The sequence below is a fragment of the Isoptericola dokdonensis DS-3 genome, from assembly GCF_001636295.1.
GTDB classification, from domain to species: Bacteria; Actinomycetota; Actinomycetes; order Actinomycetales; family Cellulomonadaceae; genus Isoptericola; species Isoptericola dokdonensis.
The window spans coordinates 1,198,315-1,213,774 of the sequence record NZ_CP014209.1 but is presented as its reverse complement, the minus strand read 5'-3'; the positions used below and the strand labels follow the sequence as shown (position 1 = coordinate 1,213,774).

General features: G+C 75.2%; 15 protein-coding genes. 5 read left to right on the top strand and 10 right to left on the bottom strand.

Annotated features, from left to right (window positions below):
• The first annotated feature begins 129 nt into the window (after positions 1 to 129).
• Positions 130 to 1,305, top strand: a complete 1,176-nt coding sequence (locus I598_RS05775; protein ID WP_068202055.1) for a hypothetical protein — start codon at positions 130 to 132, stop codon at positions 1,303 to 1,305.
• Positions 1,306 to 1,347: 42 nt separating this feature from the next.
• On the opposite strand, the gene I598_RS05770 is transcribed toward I598_RS05775, so the two are convergent.
• The 3 genes from I598_RS05770 to I598_RS05760 all read right to left on the bottom strand — a co-directional run bounded on the left by I598_RS05770 (position 1,348) and on the right by I598_RS05760 (position 5,609).
• The gene (locus I598_RS05770; RefSeq protein WP_232314275.1) at positions 1,348 to 2,964 is read right to left on the bottom strand and encodes a PH domain-containing protein; all 1,617 of its coding nucleotides are present in this window, start codon (positions 2,962 to 2,964) and stop codon (positions 1,348 to 1,350) included.
• A complete protein-coding gene (locus tag I598_RS05765) occupies positions 2,961 to 3,509 on the bottom strand; it encodes a PH domain-containing protein (RefSeq protein WP_083972924.1) in 549 nt (182 codons plus the stop codon). Before I598_RS05765 ends, I598_RS05770 begins: the two co-directional genes overlap by 4 nt.
• 87 nt (positions 3,510 to 3,596) lie before the next feature.
• Positions 3,597 to 5,609: a M13 family metallopeptidase gene (locus tag I598_RS05760; RefSeq protein WP_068202050.1), complete on the bottom strand. Its 2,013-nt coding sequence runs from the start codon at positions 5,607 to 5,609 to the stop codon at positions 3,597 to 3,599.
• 40 nt (positions 5,610 to 5,649) lie between these two features.
• On the opposite strand from I598_RS05760, the gene I598_RS05755 reads away from it, so the two are divergent.
• On the top strand, positions 5,650 to 6,111 hold the full coding sequence (locus I598_RS05755) for a ribose-5-phosphate isomerase (protein ID WP_068205011.1): 462 nt from the start codon (positions 5,650 to 5,652) through the stop codon (positions 6,109 to 6,111).
• A 1-nt stretch (position 6,112) separates the two neighbouring features.
• The gene (locus I598_RS05750; RefSeq protein WP_068202048.1) at positions 6,113 to 7,108 is read left to right on the top strand and encodes an Fpg/Nei family DNA glycosylase; all 996 of its coding nucleotides are present in this window, start codon (positions 6,113 to 6,115) and stop codon (positions 7,106 to 7,108) included.
• A 19-nt stretch (positions 7,109 to 7,127) separates the two neighbouring features.
• Here the strand turns inward: I598_RS05750 and I598_RS05745 are convergent, their stop codons facing one another.
• Positions 7,128 to 8,438: a GNAT family N-acetyltransferase gene (locus tag I598_RS05745; protein WP_068202047.1), complete on the bottom strand. Its 1,311-nt coding sequence runs from the start codon at positions 8,436 to 8,438 to the stop codon at positions 7,128 to 7,130.
• A 131-nt stretch (positions 8,439 to 8,569) separates the two neighbouring features.
• Here I598_RS05745 and I598_RS05740 point away from each other — a divergent pair, with 131 nt between their 5' ends.
• Positions 8,570 to 8,938, top strand: a complete 369-nt coding sequence (locus tag I598_RS05740) for an MGMT family protein (RefSeq protein ID WP_083972922.1) — start codon at positions 8,570 to 8,572, stop codon at positions 8,936 to 8,938.
• Positions 8,939 to 8,942: 4 nt separating this feature from the next.
• On the opposite strand, the gene I598_RS05735 is transcribed toward I598_RS05740, so the two are convergent.
• Complete coding sequence (locus tag I598_RS05735; protein WP_068205007.1) at positions 8,943 to 9,974, bottom strand: LLM class F420-dependent oxidoreductase; 1,032 nt, start codon at positions 9,972 to 9,974, stop codon at positions 8,943 to 8,945.
• A gap of 106 nt (positions 9,975 to 10,080) precedes the next feature.
• Between I598_RS05735 and I598_RS05730 the strand changes: the two genes are divergently transcribed.
• A complete protein-coding gene (locus I598_RS05730; RefSeq protein WP_068202045.1) occupies positions 10,081 to 10,488 on the top strand; it encodes an MmcQ/YjbR family DNA-binding protein in 408 nt (135 codons plus the stop codon).
• Positions 10,489 to 10,508: 20 nt separating this feature from the next.
• Here the strand turns inward: I598_RS05730 and I598_RS05725 are convergent, their stop codons facing one another.
• From I598_RS05725 to I598_RS05705, 5 genes are all read right to left on the bottom strand, one after another.
• Positions 10,509 to 11,561 carry a DUF1648 domain-containing protein gene (locus I598_RS05725; RefSeq protein ID WP_232314274.1) on the bottom strand — a complete coding sequence of 351 codons (1,053 nt, stop codon included), beginning with the start codon at positions 11,559 to 11,561 and terminating at the stop codon, positions 10,509 to 10,511.
• A 160-nt stretch (positions 11,562 to 11,721) separates the two neighbouring features.
• Positions 11,722 to 12,333: a serine O-acetyltransferase EpsC gene (epsC, locus tag I598_RS05720; protein ID WP_068205002.1), complete on the bottom strand. Its 612-nt coding sequence runs from the start codon at positions 12,331 to 12,333 to the stop codon at positions 11,722 to 11,724.
• A gap of 46 nt (positions 12,334 to 12,379) precedes the next feature.
• A complete protein-coding gene (gene cysK, locus I598_RS05715; protein ID WP_068202043.1) occupies positions 12,380 to 13,315 on the bottom strand; it encodes a cysteine synthase A in 936 nt (311 codons plus the stop codon).
• 418 nt (positions 13,316 to 13,733) lie between these two features.
• Complete coding sequence (locus tag I598_RS05710; RefSeq protein WP_068202041.1) at positions 13,734 to 14,801, bottom strand: lytic polysaccharide monooxygenase; 1,068 nt, start codon at positions 14,799 to 14,801, stop codon at positions 13,734 to 13,736.
• Positions 14,802 to 14,920: 119 nt separating this feature from the next.
• A complete protein-coding gene (locus I598_RS05705) occupies positions 14,921 to 15,391 on the bottom strand; it encodes a hemerythrin domain-containing protein (RefSeq protein WP_068202039.1) in 471 nt (156 codons plus the stop codon).
• Between the last annotated feature and the right edge of the window lie 69 nt (positions 15,392 to 15,460).

Below are 15,460 nucleotides of genomic sequence, written 5' to 3'. Positions count from 1 at the left end.
CGGGCTCCCGCGGGGGAAATCCGGGTCAGGGGGGTTCGACCTGCGGCCGGAGGTCGTGACATCCTGCGCGTTGCGTGTCATCGCGTCGGCCGGGTTCGCACACCTCGTCGGACGCGGGAAGGAGCTCAGATGTCCGGCACCGTGCCGCCCCCTCCGCCCCCCGGTCCTGCCCCGCAGGAGCCGGGTGCCGAGCGGTCGCAGGAACCGCGCCAGGCCCCGCCGTCGTTCGCGCCCGCCGGTGCGCGGCCCTGGTCGGCCGCGTCCCCGGCCGCCGCTCCGACGGCGGCGACGCCCGCCCCGGCGGCCGACCCGCAGGCGACGCAGGTGCACCACGGCGTCCACGCCCCGGTGCCGCCTGCGCCGTCGTCGTCCCCGTCGTCCCCGGCCGCGCCCGGCGCCGGACAGGCCACCGCGGCGTTCTCCCCCCGGCCCGCCCCGGGCTCGTACCCGGCGCAGCCCACGGCCGCGTACCCGCCGCAGGGTGCCTACGCTCCGCAGCCGACGGCCGCGCAGCCGACGGCCGCGCAGCCGCCGGTCGCGCAGCCGACCGCGGCGTACCCGCCGGCCCCGCCCGCCGCGCAGCGGGCCACGGCGCCCGCCCGGCAGCCGGCGTACTCCCAGCCCGCGCCGGCGCCCGGGTACGGGTACGGGTACGCACCGCAGCAGCACGCGTACGCCGCGTCCCCGGCGCCCGCACCGCAGGCGCCCCGGGCGGCCCCGGGCCCGGCGACGACGCAGAACCCCGCCGTGGGACGCTCGTCCCGACGCCGCCTCAGCCCCGGGTGGATCGCGTTCATCGCCGTCGACGTCGTCCTCGCCGTCGTGGCGCTGGTGTTCGTCGTGCAGGCGCTCGGCGGGTCGGACGTCCCGACGGTGTCCACGCCGTCCGACACCCCGGCCGCCGTCCAGCAGGACGACGCGGCGGCGGAGGAGGAGGCCGCGGGTGGGTTCGGCGCACAGGTCGCCGAGCTGCGGTCGCCGTCGCGGAACATCAGCTGCCAGATCTTCGAGGCGGGCGTGTCCTGCGGGATCGCCGAGCTCAACCAGCGGCCCGCCCCGGTGGAGGGCTGCGACGGGTCGTCCGGGTACGTGGTCGCGCTCGACGCTGCGGGCGACGTGGCGCTGCCGTGCGTCGCCGAGAAGCCGAAGAAGGCGCCGAAGAAGCTCGACGAGCTCGCCTACGGGGAGTCGGTCACCGAGGGCGACTTCACCTGCACGTCCGAGCAGGACGGCATGTACTGCCGCCACGACCCGACGGGCAACGGGTTCTCCCTGGCCCGTGCCGGGATCGGCGCCAGCTCGTAGCAGGGGCGGCGGGCGTCGACGGACGCCCGCCGCGCCGGCCGGTCAGCGCCGCGACCCGTCCGGCTCCAGGAAGGGTCCGAGCAGGCCGGGTGCGGCGGCGTCGGCGAACCGCAGGGCGTCGTCGGCGGCGAGGTCCCGCGCGTCGTAGGCGCCCCAGCCCGCCGAGGTGGCGGCCACGACGGTGCGCAGCCCGAGCCGCCGCTGGAGCAGCGACTCGCGCACGACGATCGTGCTCACCGCGTCGCGGCGCAACGCCGTCGTGGACCGGGCCACCAGCCCGGAACGCACGACGAGGTAGGGACCGCTGATCGCGTGCCCGAGCGCGCGGTAGGCCACGAGAGCGCCGAGCAGGCCGAGCAGCCAGGCCGCGGCGCCGCCCCACGGCGTCCATGACGGCAGGACGCCGAGGGCGACGAGCCGTCCCAGCACGGCGGTGAGCACCGCGGCCGCGACGGTCGCCCACCACAGCCGCCGCCGCAACGCTCCTGCGGGGTGGGCGACGAGCGGCGTCTCCAGGGGGCCGGGCGCGCCGCCCAGCACCCGTCCCGCGACCCTGCGGGCCTCGGTCACCGGACCCCGGGGCAGGATGGCCGCGGGCTGCGACATCGCCCAGAGCGACAGGCCCGTCGTCACCACCTGGGTGTCGGCCATCCCCATCCAGCGCCAGAGCACCGGCTCGGAGATCGTGATCCCGCGCAGCCGGCCCTCGTCCCGGTCGACCTCGCGGGTCGTGAGCAGCCCCGCGCGGGTGCGCAGCCGGGTGCCCTGCGGGCCGGGGACGCGGGCGAGCTCGAACCGCCAGGAGGTCACGAGGAACGCGACGCCCATGCCGACGGCGCCGAGCGCGACGGTGCCGGTCACCGCCACGACGACGCTCCCGGTCGTGCCGAGCCGGTCCGGTCCGGCCAGGTCCAGGGCGTGGTCGGCCAGGTCGATACCGAACGCGGACGCGAGCCAGTAGGCACCCCACAGCAGCCCGGCGGCGGTGACCACGCCCCAGACGCCCGGCATGTTGTGGACCACCCACCACGGCCGCAGCCGTGCGAGCACCTCGGTGCCCGCGGGATCGACGGGGTCCAGGGCGGCGGGGGTGTCGTCCGGCCCGGCCTCGCCGGTCGCGGAGGCCTCGGGGGCCGCGGCGTCCTGCCCGGGGTGCGGGGCGAGGAGGAGCCGTCGCAGGGCGTCGGCGTCGCGGCGGTGCAGGGCGTCCAGCGACAGGGCGGACTCGCCGCCGGAGACCTGCTGACCCGCGCCGACGAGCACGACGCGCAGCCCGGCGACGCGGTGGCGCGCTCGGGCGGTGACGTCGATGCTGCGGATCCGGTCGCGCCGCACCGAGCGGTAGCGGCGCACGAGGACGCCGGTGCGCCGCTCCACGTGCTCGGCGGTGACGCGGTAGCGGGTGAACGTCCACCGCACGGCGTCCCCGACCGCGCTCACCAGCGCCCAGGCGCCCGCCAGGAGGAACGGCCACAACGAGGCCCCCGTGGGCTCGACGCCGAGGACGACGGCGAGCACCGCGGGGACGGCGGACAGCAGGGACCGGGCGAGGTCGACCCACACGACGCGGGGGTCGAGCCGCAGCCAGGGGGTCGTGTCGCGCGTGTCGGCGGGGACGTCACCCTCCCGCACCGCGTCGGTGGCGACGGTCGGGCTCACGTCGCGTCCCCGGGGGTGCGCTCGACGACGAGAGTCAGACGTTCGGCGAGGTCGGCGGCCACCTGCCGGTCGAGGCCGACGATGCTGATCGTCCCGGCGGACGACGCGGTGGTGACGCGCAGGGTCGCCAGGCCGAGCACCTGCTCGAGGGGGCCGCGCACGGCGTCCACGGTCTGCACGCGCGACAGCGGGGCGACCCGCCACTCGCGCACGACCCAGCCGGTGAGCCCGTAGACGGCGTCGTCGGTGGCCTCCCAGCGGTGCACGGCGTACCGCCACCGGGGCTCGACGGCGACGCGCACGAGCGCCCACAGGCCGACGACGACGGCGGGTGCGAGCAGCCAGGGGCGCGCCGCCTGCCACCACCAGGCGAGCGCGCCGAGGACGGCGAGCGCGCCGAGGGACACGACCAGGTTCCGCAGCGTCCACCAGCGCAGCGCGCGCGGGTCGACGCGGTGGTGCGGCGGCCGCAGCCGCGGAGCGGGACCACCGGGGTCGTGGGCGGGGCCGTGGGCGGGATCGGTGCGGGGCGGTGCGAGGTTCACCCGCTCAACCTCGCACCGCCCGCACGGCCCGGACAGTGCCGTTGGTCATGACCCGGTCAGGACGGCCGTGTCACGACCGCACCCGTCTCACCAGATGCGCACGCGCTCCGCCGCGGGCAGGAACAGGGCGGCGTCGTCGGCGACGTCGAACGCCTCGTAGAACTCGTCGACGTTGCGCACGACGCCGTTGCAGCGGAACTCGTTGGGGGAGTGCGGGTCGGTGGCGATGCGGCGCACGATCTCGGCGTCGCGCCCCTTGGCCTGCCACACCTGCGCCCAGCCGAGGAGCACGCGCTGGGTACCGGTGAGGCCGTCGATCACGGGGGCCTCGTCGAGCCCGCCGCCGAGCGCGATCCGGTACGCCTTCAGCGCGATGGACAGCCCGCCGAGGTCGCCGATGTTCTCGCCGATGGTGAGCGACCCGTTGACGGTCGGGCCGTCGTCGCCGAGCTGGGCGGGCCGGTAGGCGTCGTACTGCGCGACCAGGGCGGAGGTGCGCTTCTCGAACTCGGTGCGGTCCGCCTCGGTCCACCAGTCCTCGAGCCGACCGGCGCCGTCGTACTTGGAGCCCTGGTCGTCGAACCCGTGGCCGATCTCGTGGCCGATGACGGCACCGATCCCGCCGTAGTTGACGGCGTCCTCGGCGTCCGGGTCGAAGAACGGCGGCTGAAGGATCGCCGCGGGGAACACGATCTCGTTCATGCCCGGGTTGTAGTAGGCGTTGACCGTCTGCGGGGTCATGAACCACTCGTCGCGGTCGAGCGGCCTGCCGATCTTGCCGAGCTCGCGGTCCTGCTCGACGGCGTGGGCGCGCCGCACGTTGCCCACCAGGTCGTCCTCGGCCAGGACGAGGGCGGAGTAGTCCTTCCAGCGCACCGGGTAGCCGACCTTCGGCGTGAACTGCTCGAGCTTGGCGAGCGCCCGCGTGCGGGTCTCCTGCGTCATCCAGTCGAGCCCGGTGATGGACTCGCGGTACGCGGCCACGAGGTTCGCGACGAGCTCGTCCATGCGCTCCTTGTGGGACGGCGGGAAGTGCCGGGCCACGTACTCCTGGCCGACGACCTCGCCGAGCGCCCCCTCGACGACGGACACGCCGCGCTTCCAGCGCTCGCGGACCTCCTGGGCGCCGGAGAGGGTGCGGCCGTAGAAGTCGAAGTTGGCCTGCACGACGGCGTCCGCGAGGTACGGGGCGCGCGCCGTGATCAGGTGGTAGGCGGCCCACAGCCGCCAGTCGGCGAGGTCGGCCTGCTCCCACAGCTCCGCGAAGCCGGTCGCGAATGACGGCTCGCGCACGACGAGGTCGTCGAGCGACCCGGCGGGCGCGCCGAGGGCGTCGGCCCACGCGAGCCAGTCGAACCCGGGCGCGGACGCCGCCAGCGCGGCGAGCGTCGTCGGGTTGTACGTGAGCGTCGCGTCCCGGTCGCGCACGACGTCCCAGTGGTGCGCGGCGAGCGCCGTCTCCAGGGCGACGACGCGCTCGGCCGCGGCCTCGGGCGTCGTGCCCCACGACGCCTCGTCGACGCCGGCGAGGTCGAGCATGCGGGCCACGTGCGGGGTGTACGCGTCGCGGACGGGCGCGTACTGCTCCTCCCGGTAGTACGCCTCGTCGGGCAGTCCGAGTCCGCCCTGGACGAGGTAGACGACGTACCGCTCGGGGTCCTTGGCGTCGTTGTCGACGTAGAGGCCGACGACGCCGCCACCGCCGGTGCGCTGGAGCTCACCGAGGACGCGCGTCAGGGCGGCGGCGTCGGCGGCGCCGCGCACGGCCGCGAGCTCGTGGGCGATCGGCGCGGTGCCGAGCGCCTCGATGCGGTCGGTGTCCATGAAGCTCGCGTACAGCGCACCGACCTGGGCCTGCGAACCCGTCGCGGTCCCGGCGAGCACGGCGGCGCCCGCGTCGGTGATGATCTCGCGGACCTGCTCCTCCGCGGCGTCGTGCAGGGCGCGGAACGCGCCGTCCATGGCGCGGTCGGCGGGGATCTCGTAGGTGTCGAGCCAGCGGCCGTTGACGTGGCGGAACAGGTCGTCCTGCGGGCGGACGGCGTCGTCGAGGGCGGACAGGTCGATGCCGGACCTCAGCCCGGTCGCGTCGGTCGTCATGGCGTCACCCTACGCGGCGCGATGGGGGAGAATGGCGACCATGCGTCTGCACATCGCCGCCGATCACGCCGGATACGAGCTCAAGACCCACCTCGTCGCCCACCTGACCGAGGCCGGTCACGACGTCGTCGACCACGGGGCCCACACCTACGACGCCCAGGACGACTACCCGTCGTTCTGCCTCGCCGCGGGCGAGGCCGTCGTCGCGGAGCCGGGTTCGCTCGGCATCGTCATCGGCGGGTCGGGCAACGGCGAGCAGATCGCCGCGAACAAGGTGACGGGCGTGCGGGCAGTGCTGGCCTGGTCGCTGGAGACCGCGCGGCTCGGCCGCCAGCACAACGACGCGAACGTGATCGCCGTCGGCGGGCGCATGCACTCCACGCAGGAGGCGACGTCGTTCGTCGAGGCGTTCGTCGCGGAGCCGTTCTCGGGCGACGCGCGCCACCAGCGCCGCATCGACCAGCTCGCCGACTACGAGGCCGCCCGGCCCGCCGCCTCCTGACGTGCCCGAGGGGCACACCGTCCACCGGCTGGCCCGCACCCTGGAGGTGCTCTTCGCCGGCCGGCGGCTCGCGGTCTCCAGCCCGCAGGGCCGGTTCGCCGCGGGCGCGGCGCTGCTCGACGGGTCCGTCCTGGTGCGCGCCGAGGCGTGGGGCAAGCAGCTCTTCTGCGGTTTCGCCCCTGTGCCCGGTGACGGCGTGCAGCACTGGCTGCGCGTCCACCTGGGGCTCTACGGGGCGTGGACGTTCGCCGGCGAGGGCGACGACGTCGTGCACGCCATCGGGGCACCACGCCGCCGCATCGGGGAACGGGACTCGGTCCCGGAGGCGCCTGACGGCGCCGTGCCCGCGGCGTCGGAGGCGTGGGAGCCGCCGGAGCCCCGTGGCGCCGTGCGCGTGCGCCTGCTCGCCGACCACGCCGTCGCGGACCTCACCGGGCCGACGGCCTGCGAGGTCCTCACCGACGTCGAGAAGGCGGCGGTCGAGGGCCGGCTCGGGCCGGACCCGATCCGGCCCGACGGCGGCCACGCGTCGCTCGCGGCCGCCCGCGACGCGTTCGTCGCCCGGGTGCGGCGCTCGCGCGTCACCGTCGGCCAGCAGCTCATGGACCAGGCGGTCGTGGCGGGCGTCGGCAACATCTACCGGGCCGAGGTGCTGTTCCGTGCCGGGCTGGACCCGCTGCGCCCCGGCCGTGACGTCCCCGCCGCGGTGCTCGATGCGATCTGGGACGACCTGGTCGACCTGATGCGCGACGGCGCCGCGACGGGCCGGATCGTCACGACCCGGCCGGCGGACCGCGGCGCGGGGCACGACGTCCCCGACGGCGGGCGACGTCGCACCCGGCAGAACACCGACGACGACGCGGGCGCGGTGCCCGCCGACGAGGCGTTCTACGTCTACCACCGCGACGGGCTGCCCTGCCGCGTGTGCGGCACCCCGGTGCTGCTCAAGGAGCTGGCGGGCCGCAACCTGTTCTGGTGCCCGGCCTGCCAGGCCTGACCTGGTCGGCTCAGGGCGCCTAGAACACCCAGGAGCAGACCGGCGCGACCGGCCACCCGAACGCGGTGCTCGCCGCGGCCAGCGCGCCGGGCGTGCGCTCGGCCACGAGGCCCGCGGACGCCAGGACGGCCAACGACGTGCCGCCCAGGTAGGCGGCACCGAGCTCGCGCACGTCCAGGGCGAGGTCCGCGTCCTGCGACGGGACGTCGGAGCGCTCGCACGACGCCGGGGAGAACGCGTCGGCGTGCAGCCGCCACACCCCCGCGTTGTCCGGCAGCCGGGCGTCCGTCACGGCGAGGGTCATGTCGACGTCGGCGGCGTACCGGCGCCCGGCCAGCGCGACCGGCAGGTCGACGAGCCGCACCCACACGTTGTCCAGCCGCTGCTGGGCGGTCGCCCGCGGGTTCTCCAGGAGGGTCAGGACGGCGTCGTCGGGCGCGAGGACGAAGGTCTTCGTCTCGGTCATGAGGTCGAGGTCGACGAGCACACCCCACAGCGCGCGTGCCGCGGCGGCGTCGAGCGCGACCGCCTCGGACACCGCCACGGTGCCGTTCGTGCCCGTCGGCACCCACTCCAGCGTGCGGCGCAGCAGGGCGTAGCCGCGGGGCTCGCCGTCCCGCTCCACGACGACGACGCGCCGCGTCTCCCGCCCGCCCCGGAACGCGGGGACGTCGGCCCAGAAGTGCGCCCGCAGCTCCGCGGTCTCGCGCGTCGCCCAGCCGGGCCGGTTCACGCCCAGGCCGCCGGGGGAGCGGCCGGCCGCCCGGTGCACGGTGTCCACGAGGGCGCCGTGCACGGCGCCGTCGGCGTCCTCGATCCGCACGGTGTGCTCCGTGGCGCCCGGGACGTCGCGCAGGCGGGCGCCCCGCGGGATCGTCAGCCGGACGTCGTCGGCGGCCTTGCCGTACCCGAACCGGCCGTAGATGGCGTACTCCGCGGCGAACAGGGCCGACAGCGGCTCGCCCCGCTCCCGGCAGCGGGCCAGGTGCCGGTCGACCATCGCCGTGGCGAGACCGCGGCGCCGGTGCTGGGGATGCACCCCGACCCAGGTGAGCCCCGCCGTCGGCAGCGTGCCGCCCGGGACCTCGAACTGCGTGAACGGGTACGACGAGTGCATCGCCGCGAGCGACGTCGTGCCGTCGGCGCCGGTCGTCTCGACGCCGACCGTGCGCTCCCACGTCAGCGCCGTGGGGACCTGCGTGAGCTCGTCGAGGGAGACGCCGGTGGGGAACGCCCAGGCGTCGAGGCGGATCGCGGCGCGATGGTCGTCGGCGGTGAGGGTGCGGAAGCGGTAGCCGTCGGGGAGCGCGGCGTCGCGGGTGTGGGCCATGCCCCGATCCTGCGGTGCACCGGTCCGGCGGCGCCACCTGATTGCCCGGGCCGCGGTGGCTCGTGCCGGCCCCGTGGCGGCGCATGGCGTCGCTGCCCGGGCACGTCGCCGGCGGGTGCCATAGTCGGGGCATGCCGTCCCGCCCGCACCCCGATGCCGCGCCGCACCACGACGCGCCGCTCGACGCCCCGACCCTCGCCGAGGAGTACCTCGACGAGGTGCTGGCCGTCGTCGAGCGGGTGCCAGCGGGCCGGGCGACGACCTACGGGATCGTCGCCGACGCCGTGGCGGACGTCCTGGGCCGCGGCGGCCCCCGTCAGGTCGGTCAGGTGGTGGCGCGCGCGGGGTCGGGCGTGGCCTGGTGGCGCGTGGTGAACGCGGCGGGCTCGCCCCCGGCCCGGCACCTCGACCGGGCGCTGACGGAGCTGCGCGCCGAGGGCTGCCCCCTCACGCGCGACGGGCGCCGCGTGGACCTGCGGCGGGCCGTCTGGCTGCCCTGAGGGCTCAGCCGAGCAGCGCCGCCACCGACGCCGGGTCGCCCTGCGCGAGCAGCGTCGTCAGGGCCGTGCCCTCCCAGCGGGCGAGGTCGGCCCGCACCTTGGCGGCCGGTCCGACGAGCGCGATCTCCTCGACCATCTCCGTCGGCACCGCCCGGGCGGCGTCCTCCTTGCGCCCGGCGAGATACAGCCGCTGCACCTCGTCCGTGACCTCGGAGTATCCCAGCCGGTCGAGCGACGCCTTGTGGAAGTTCGCCTCCTTGGCGCCCATCCCGCCCGCGTACAGGGCGATGTGCGGCCTCACGACGTCCGCCGCGGACTCGACGTCGTCGCGCACGACGACGGGGATCGTCGCCAGGACCTCGAAGTCCTCGGGCCGGGAGCGCTCGTCGGCCCGCACCGCGAAGCCCTCGTCGAGCAGCGCCCGCTGCTCGGCGTCGGCGCGCGGCGCGTAGAAGCCCGCCATCCAGCCGTCGGCGATCTCGGCGGCCAGCGCCACGTTCTTCGGGCCCTGCGCGGCCAGGACGATGGGGACCTCGGGGCGCAGCGGGTGCACGGTCGCCTTGAGCGGGCGCCCCAGACCGGTCGCGCCCGGGGTGCCGGCGCCCACGGGGAGCGTGTAGAACTCGCCGTCGTAGGTGACGGGGCGCTCGCGGGCGATCACCTCGCGGACGATCTCGACGAACTCGCGGGTGCGCGCCAGCGGGCGACGGTACGGCTGGCCGTACCAGCCCTCGACGACCTGCGGCCCCGACGCGCCGAGCCCGAGCACGAACCGCCCGCCGGACAGGTGGTCGAGGGTCAGGGCGTGCATCGCCGTCGCGGTGGGGGTGCGCGCTGCCATCTGCGCGATGCCGGTGCCGAGGCGCAGGCGGGAGGTGTGCGAGCCCCACCAGGCGAGCGGGGTGAAGGCGTCGGACCCGTACGCCTCGGCGGTCCAGACGGAGTCGAGGCCGGCGGCCTCGGCCTGCTGCAGCATCTCCACGACACCTGCGGGCGGGCGGCGGGACCAGTAGCCGGTCTGGATGCCGATGCGCAACGTGGTCATGTCTCTCCTCGTCGAGTGATACCTAGGACGTGCCGTCGCAGGCACCGACACCCTAGCCGACGTGCGACGCCGTGCGACATCTCGCAGGCTGGTCGTCGTGGCCACCTACGACGACGTCGCGCGCCTCGCGCTCGCCCTGCCCGGCACCCACGAGAGCGTCTCGCGGGGGTGGCGGGTCTGGTCGGTGGGGGAGCGCATGTTCGTGTGGGAGCGGCCGTTCACCAAGGCCGACCTCCGCCGGTTCGGCGACGATCCCGTGCCGTCCGGCCCGATCCTCGCCGCCGCCGTCGACGACCTCGTCGAGAAGGACGTCGTGCTCGCCGCCGAGCCCGCCTCGCACTTCACCATCCCGCACCTGGACGGCTACGCGGCAGTCCTCGTCCGGCTGGACGCCGTCGATGCGGCGACGCTGGCGCGGACCGTCGAGGACGCCTGGTTCGCCCGCGCGCCCCGGCGGCTCGCCGAGGCGCAGCGTCTGTTGTCCGAGGACCCCGAGGAGACCTGAGCTCCGTCGCAGGGTCCGGGTCAGGGACGGGCGCGGTCGGCGACCGAGTTGAGCAGCCCGGCGGCGTGCGCGGCGTCGTCGAGGGTCACCACCAGCTTCCGGCCGCCCGTCCGCTCCACGAGCAGCGCGTCGCCGGTCCGCAGCACGACGCCGACGCGGCCGTCGTCGATCCCGACCCGCCAGCCCCAGCCGCCGAAGTCGCCGAGCGGATTCACGTGGACGACGTCGGCGCGGACGATCTCGTCGGCGGGGACCAGGGTCTGCGGTCGGCCGAGCGACGACCGCACCCGCAGGCCCGAGGCGTCGACCCGGACGGTGAAGGCGAGCGTCGCGGCGCAGAGCGCGACGAGCGCCGCCGGGACCACCAGCAGCCACCACGACCCGACGGCCACGGCGACGACCACGGCGGAGGCGGCCGCCCCGGCGGCGACCACGAGCGCCCCTCGGCCGGGACCGATCCGCGTCTCCCAGACCGTGCCGGTGCCGTGCGGAAGCTCGGCGCGCGGCGCGTCGGCGGGGACGGGCGTGGTGGTGGGCCGGGGTGGGTCCGCGGGGACGAGCGCCGCGACGACGACGGCGGGCAGCAGGGGGACGAGCAGCACGGCGGCGAGCAACCAGCCCGGCAGCTCCGCCTGCGCGGGGTCCGTCAGGCCGCGCTGCACTCCGAGCGTGACCAGCAGGAGCGTCGCGCCCAGCCCGCCGGACCAGACGACGACCCCGGCGAGCGTCCGTCGGGTCGAGGCCTCCCGTCCGGCCGCCACGCCGATGCCGGCGAACATCAGGGTGAGGGCGAGCACCAGCACGACGTCGACGAGCACGAACGTCCCCAGGGACATCGTGTCGTCAGGGACCCCCTGGCCGTCCCAGTGGGAGGCGACACGGTCGGGGAGGTCGTCCTGCCAGCCTCGCGCGACCAGCACGGCAGCACCGGCGAGCAGCCACGCGGTCGCGACGGCCCCGAGCATCGCGCGGACCGCCGATCGTCGCCAGCGGTGCGGGGCGGCGGCGGGCATCGGGGCGGTGACCTCCAGGCGGAACGACAAGAAGTGGTGCGGAGCGCCGTTGCTCCGCACCGCGTTCCTTTCTAGTGCCAGGCAAGAGCACGTACAAGTCTCGTTGCCGAATCGCAATCAGTTGTCCGGTCGGCGGGGCTCGTGCGCCGCCCGGACGCTCGACGGCCCGGGGTCGCGCGACGTCAGGTCGCACGGCCCCGGGCCGTCGTGGCGGGAACGGTCAGATGACGTACTCGAGGAGCTCGGAGGCGTCCTCGACGCGCTGACCGTGGTCGGGCCGGTGCCCCGGGGCGCGGACCGCCGCCGGGACCCCGACCGCGACCATCCCCGAGGGGACGTCCTTGGTCACGACCGCGTTCGCGCCGATCTGGGCGTCGTGGCCGATCCACAGCGGACCGAGCACCTTGGCCCCTGCGCCGACCATGACGCGGTCCCCGAGGGTGGGGTGCCGCTTGCCCCGGGCCATCGACCGCCCGCCCAGCGTGGAGCCGTGGAAGAGCACGCAGTCGTCCCCGATGACGGTCGTCTGGCCGATCACCACGCCCATGCCGTGGTCGATGAACAGGCGCCGCCCGATCCGTGCCCCCGGGTGGATCTCGATGCCGGTCAGCCACCGCGCGAGCTGGGACACCAGCCGGGCGGGCAGCCGCAGGCCCGGACGGTGCCACATGCGGTGGGCCAGCCGGTGGGTCCACAGCGCGTGCACCCCGGGGTACCCGAGCGCGACCTCGATCCGGCTGCGCGCCGCCGGGTCGTGGGCGTGCGCCGCACCGAGGTCCTCCGCGAGGATCTCCAGGAGGTGCCGCAGCCCCGGACGGTGCCCGTCGGGCATCGGGTGGTCGGTGTCGTCGTGGTCGGCGTCGTGGTGGTCGGTCACGTCAGTCGAGCAGGTCCGAGAAGAGGACGGTGGACAGGTAGCGCTCGCCGAAGCTCGGGATGATCACGACGATCGTCTTGCCGGCGTTCTCCGGGCGCTGCGCGACCTGGGCGGCGGCCGCCAGGGCGGCACCGGACGAGATGCCCACGAGCAGGCCCTCCTCCTGCGCGGACCGCTTGGCCCACTCGACGGCGGTCTCCGCGTTGACGTCGATGACCTCGTCGTACACCGAGGTGTCGAGGATCTCCGGGACGAAGTTCGCGCCGATGCCCTGGATCTTGTGCGGGCCGGGGGCGCCGCCGTTGAGGATCGGGGACTCCTCCGGCTCGACGGCGATGATCTGCACGCCGGGCTTGCGCTCCTTGAGCACCTGGCCGACACCGGTGATGGTGCCGCCCGTGCCCACGCCCGCGATGAGGATGTCGACCTCGCCGTCGGTGTCGGCCCAGATCTCCTCGGCCGTGGTCTCGCGGTGGATCTTCGGGTTGGCCTCGTTGGCGAACTGGCGGGCCAGGATCGCGCCGGGACGCTCGGCGGCGATGCGCTCGGCGGCCGCGACGGCGCCCTTCATGCCCTCGGCGGCCGGGGTGAGGATCAGCTCGGCGCCGTACGCGCGCAGCAGGGCGCGGCGCTCCTTCGACATCGTCTCGGGCATGGCCAGCACGACGTCGTAGCCGCGGGCCGCGCCGACGAAGGCGAGCGCGATGCCGGTGTTGCCGGACGTGCCCTCGACGATCGTGCCGCCCGGCTTGAGCTCGCCGGAGGCCTCGGCGGCGTCGACGATCGAGACGCCGATGCGGTCCTTGACGGAGCTGGCGGGGTTGTAGAACTCGAGCTTGGCGAGCACCGTGGCGCCCGCGCCCTCGGTGAGCCGGTTGATCCGGACCAGCGGGGTGCGGCCGATGAGCTTCGTGGCGTCGTCGTAGATGGTGGCCATGGTGATGATCCTTCGGTGGGTGCGATGGTGCGGTGGTCTGGTTCGACCCGGGCTCGACGGCGGCGGTCGTCGGGGTGCCCTCCGGCGTCGGGGGCGTCCTGCGGGCAGGTGGTCGATGCTGTGCGAGCGTCGCACGGTCGCCACGACCCTGCCGGGGTCAGGCGTGGCGTGGACGCTCTAGCGACAGCAGCAGGCCGACATGGCCGGGAAGACGACGGGGGGATGCGCGGTGAGCATGGTGCGTCGTCCCTCTCGGCTCGTCTCGGCAGGCCCGGATCGGCCTGCGGCGTCGAGCCTATCCACCAAACCACCGATCGACAAGATCATGCTCATCGATCGACAAGCCTGATGAGTGTGGTGGCGCGCGTGCGCGGGGTGCCGGCCGCCGGGATGGCGACAGGCACCCCGCGCCGACGTGTCACGCGACCGTGCACTCCGCCGTCAGGTCCGACGGTTCGCCGCTGCCCAGGAAGCCCGCCGTCGTCGACGACCCCGGGGCGAGCGACCCGTTCCAGGCGGCGTTGGCGATGGTGCTCCCCGAGCGGACGCCGTTCCACGCCTGGGTGATGGTCGCGCCCGCCACGTCGACCTCCCAGCCGGAGATCGCGGCGTCGCCGGCGGTGATCGTCACCGTCGCCTGGTAGCCGCCGTTCCACGACCCGGCGACCGTCACCTCCGCCGTGCACCCGGCATCCGGCTCGACCGGCGGGTCGGTGGGCTCGACGGGCGGATCCGTCGGCTCGACCGGCGGGTCGGTGGGCTCGACGGGCGGGTCCGTCGGGTCCACGCCGCCGTCGCCCGGGACGAGGTCGGGCCCGCCGATGTTGATGTCGGAGCACAGGTAGTAGTTCTGGTCGGCGTGCGAGGCCTTCCAGACGGTGAACAGCACCGCGCGGCCGTCACGCCCCGTGAGGTCCACGTCCGTCACGTACGGGGACTGCGTCGGGTACGAGCCGGTCTCCTGGACGAGCTCCACGTCGTCCCAGCCGAGGGCCTCGGTCGTCGGGTCGAAGCCCTCCTTCGAGACGTAGACCAGCAGATAGTCGGCGCCGTGGTTCGCCTGGTCGGTGAGCGTCAGCTCGAACTGGTGGTCCACCCCCGTGGCGTACCACTCGCCGGGGTCGTCCAGGGCGTCGTAGCGGCCTCCCTCGGCCTGCCCGCCGGAACAGAGCTGGCCCTCGGGGATCGCGCCCTGGTGGTCGCCGCCGACCTGCTCGCGGTACAGGCCGTTCCAGTTCCACATCGCCGCCGGCTCCGCCTGCCAGGCCTGCCAGCACTGCGGGTCGAGCTCGGCCATGTCCGGGTTCTGGAACTCGTCGGCCCACCGGTCCCAGCAGCCGTAGTTGCGGGTGGGCGGGTCGGTGACGGAGCCGTGCGCCGCGGCGGTGGTCGCGCCGCCCGTCACGGCGACGGCGAGGGCGAGCGGGGCGACAAGGACGGCTGCGGCCGCCATCGCAGCGCGCTGCCGTCGGGTCAAGTGAGACATCGTTGTCCTCCTCGTCGGGGCCGCGGGACGCGACCCGGGCGAGTTCCATCCCTCCACGCCCGGAACCCTCCGGGCGACCGGCGAACCGTTTAGGGGGCGGAGCTCCGGGCCTGCCCGTCTCAGAGCGGCCCCAGCACGTCGTGAGGATCGGCGTCGAGCGCGAGGGTGTCGAGCACCGAGAGCAGCCGGCGTTCTTCGTAGCGGAAGTGGTTCTCCATGAGCGCGCCGACGCCCTCCAGGTGCCGGGCGAGCACGTCCGGAGAGTCCGCACGGGCGACGGCCGACTCCAGAGCGGCGACGAGGTGCGCGATCATCGAATGGTCCTGCTCCAGCGAGCGCAGCGTGTCACGCAGCTCCGGGTGCGCGGCCTCGACGGCCGGGAACAGCGCGCGGTCCTCGCCCTCGTGGTGGCCGGTCAGCGCCGTGCAGAAGCCGTGACAGAACAGCAGCAGGTCACGGGTCGCGGCCTGCCCGGGTTCGCCGGACTCCAGCGCTGACTGCGTCACCGACAACGCGTCGCGCAGGCGGCCGTGCACGGCGCGCATCTCACGGCTCCAGGCGACGAGCCTGGCCTGGTCGCCCTCAGCCACGTGAGGGCGAAGGGAATGACGCGGACATCGTCGTCTCCTTCGGGTCCCACGCCTCCATGCCCGGCACAG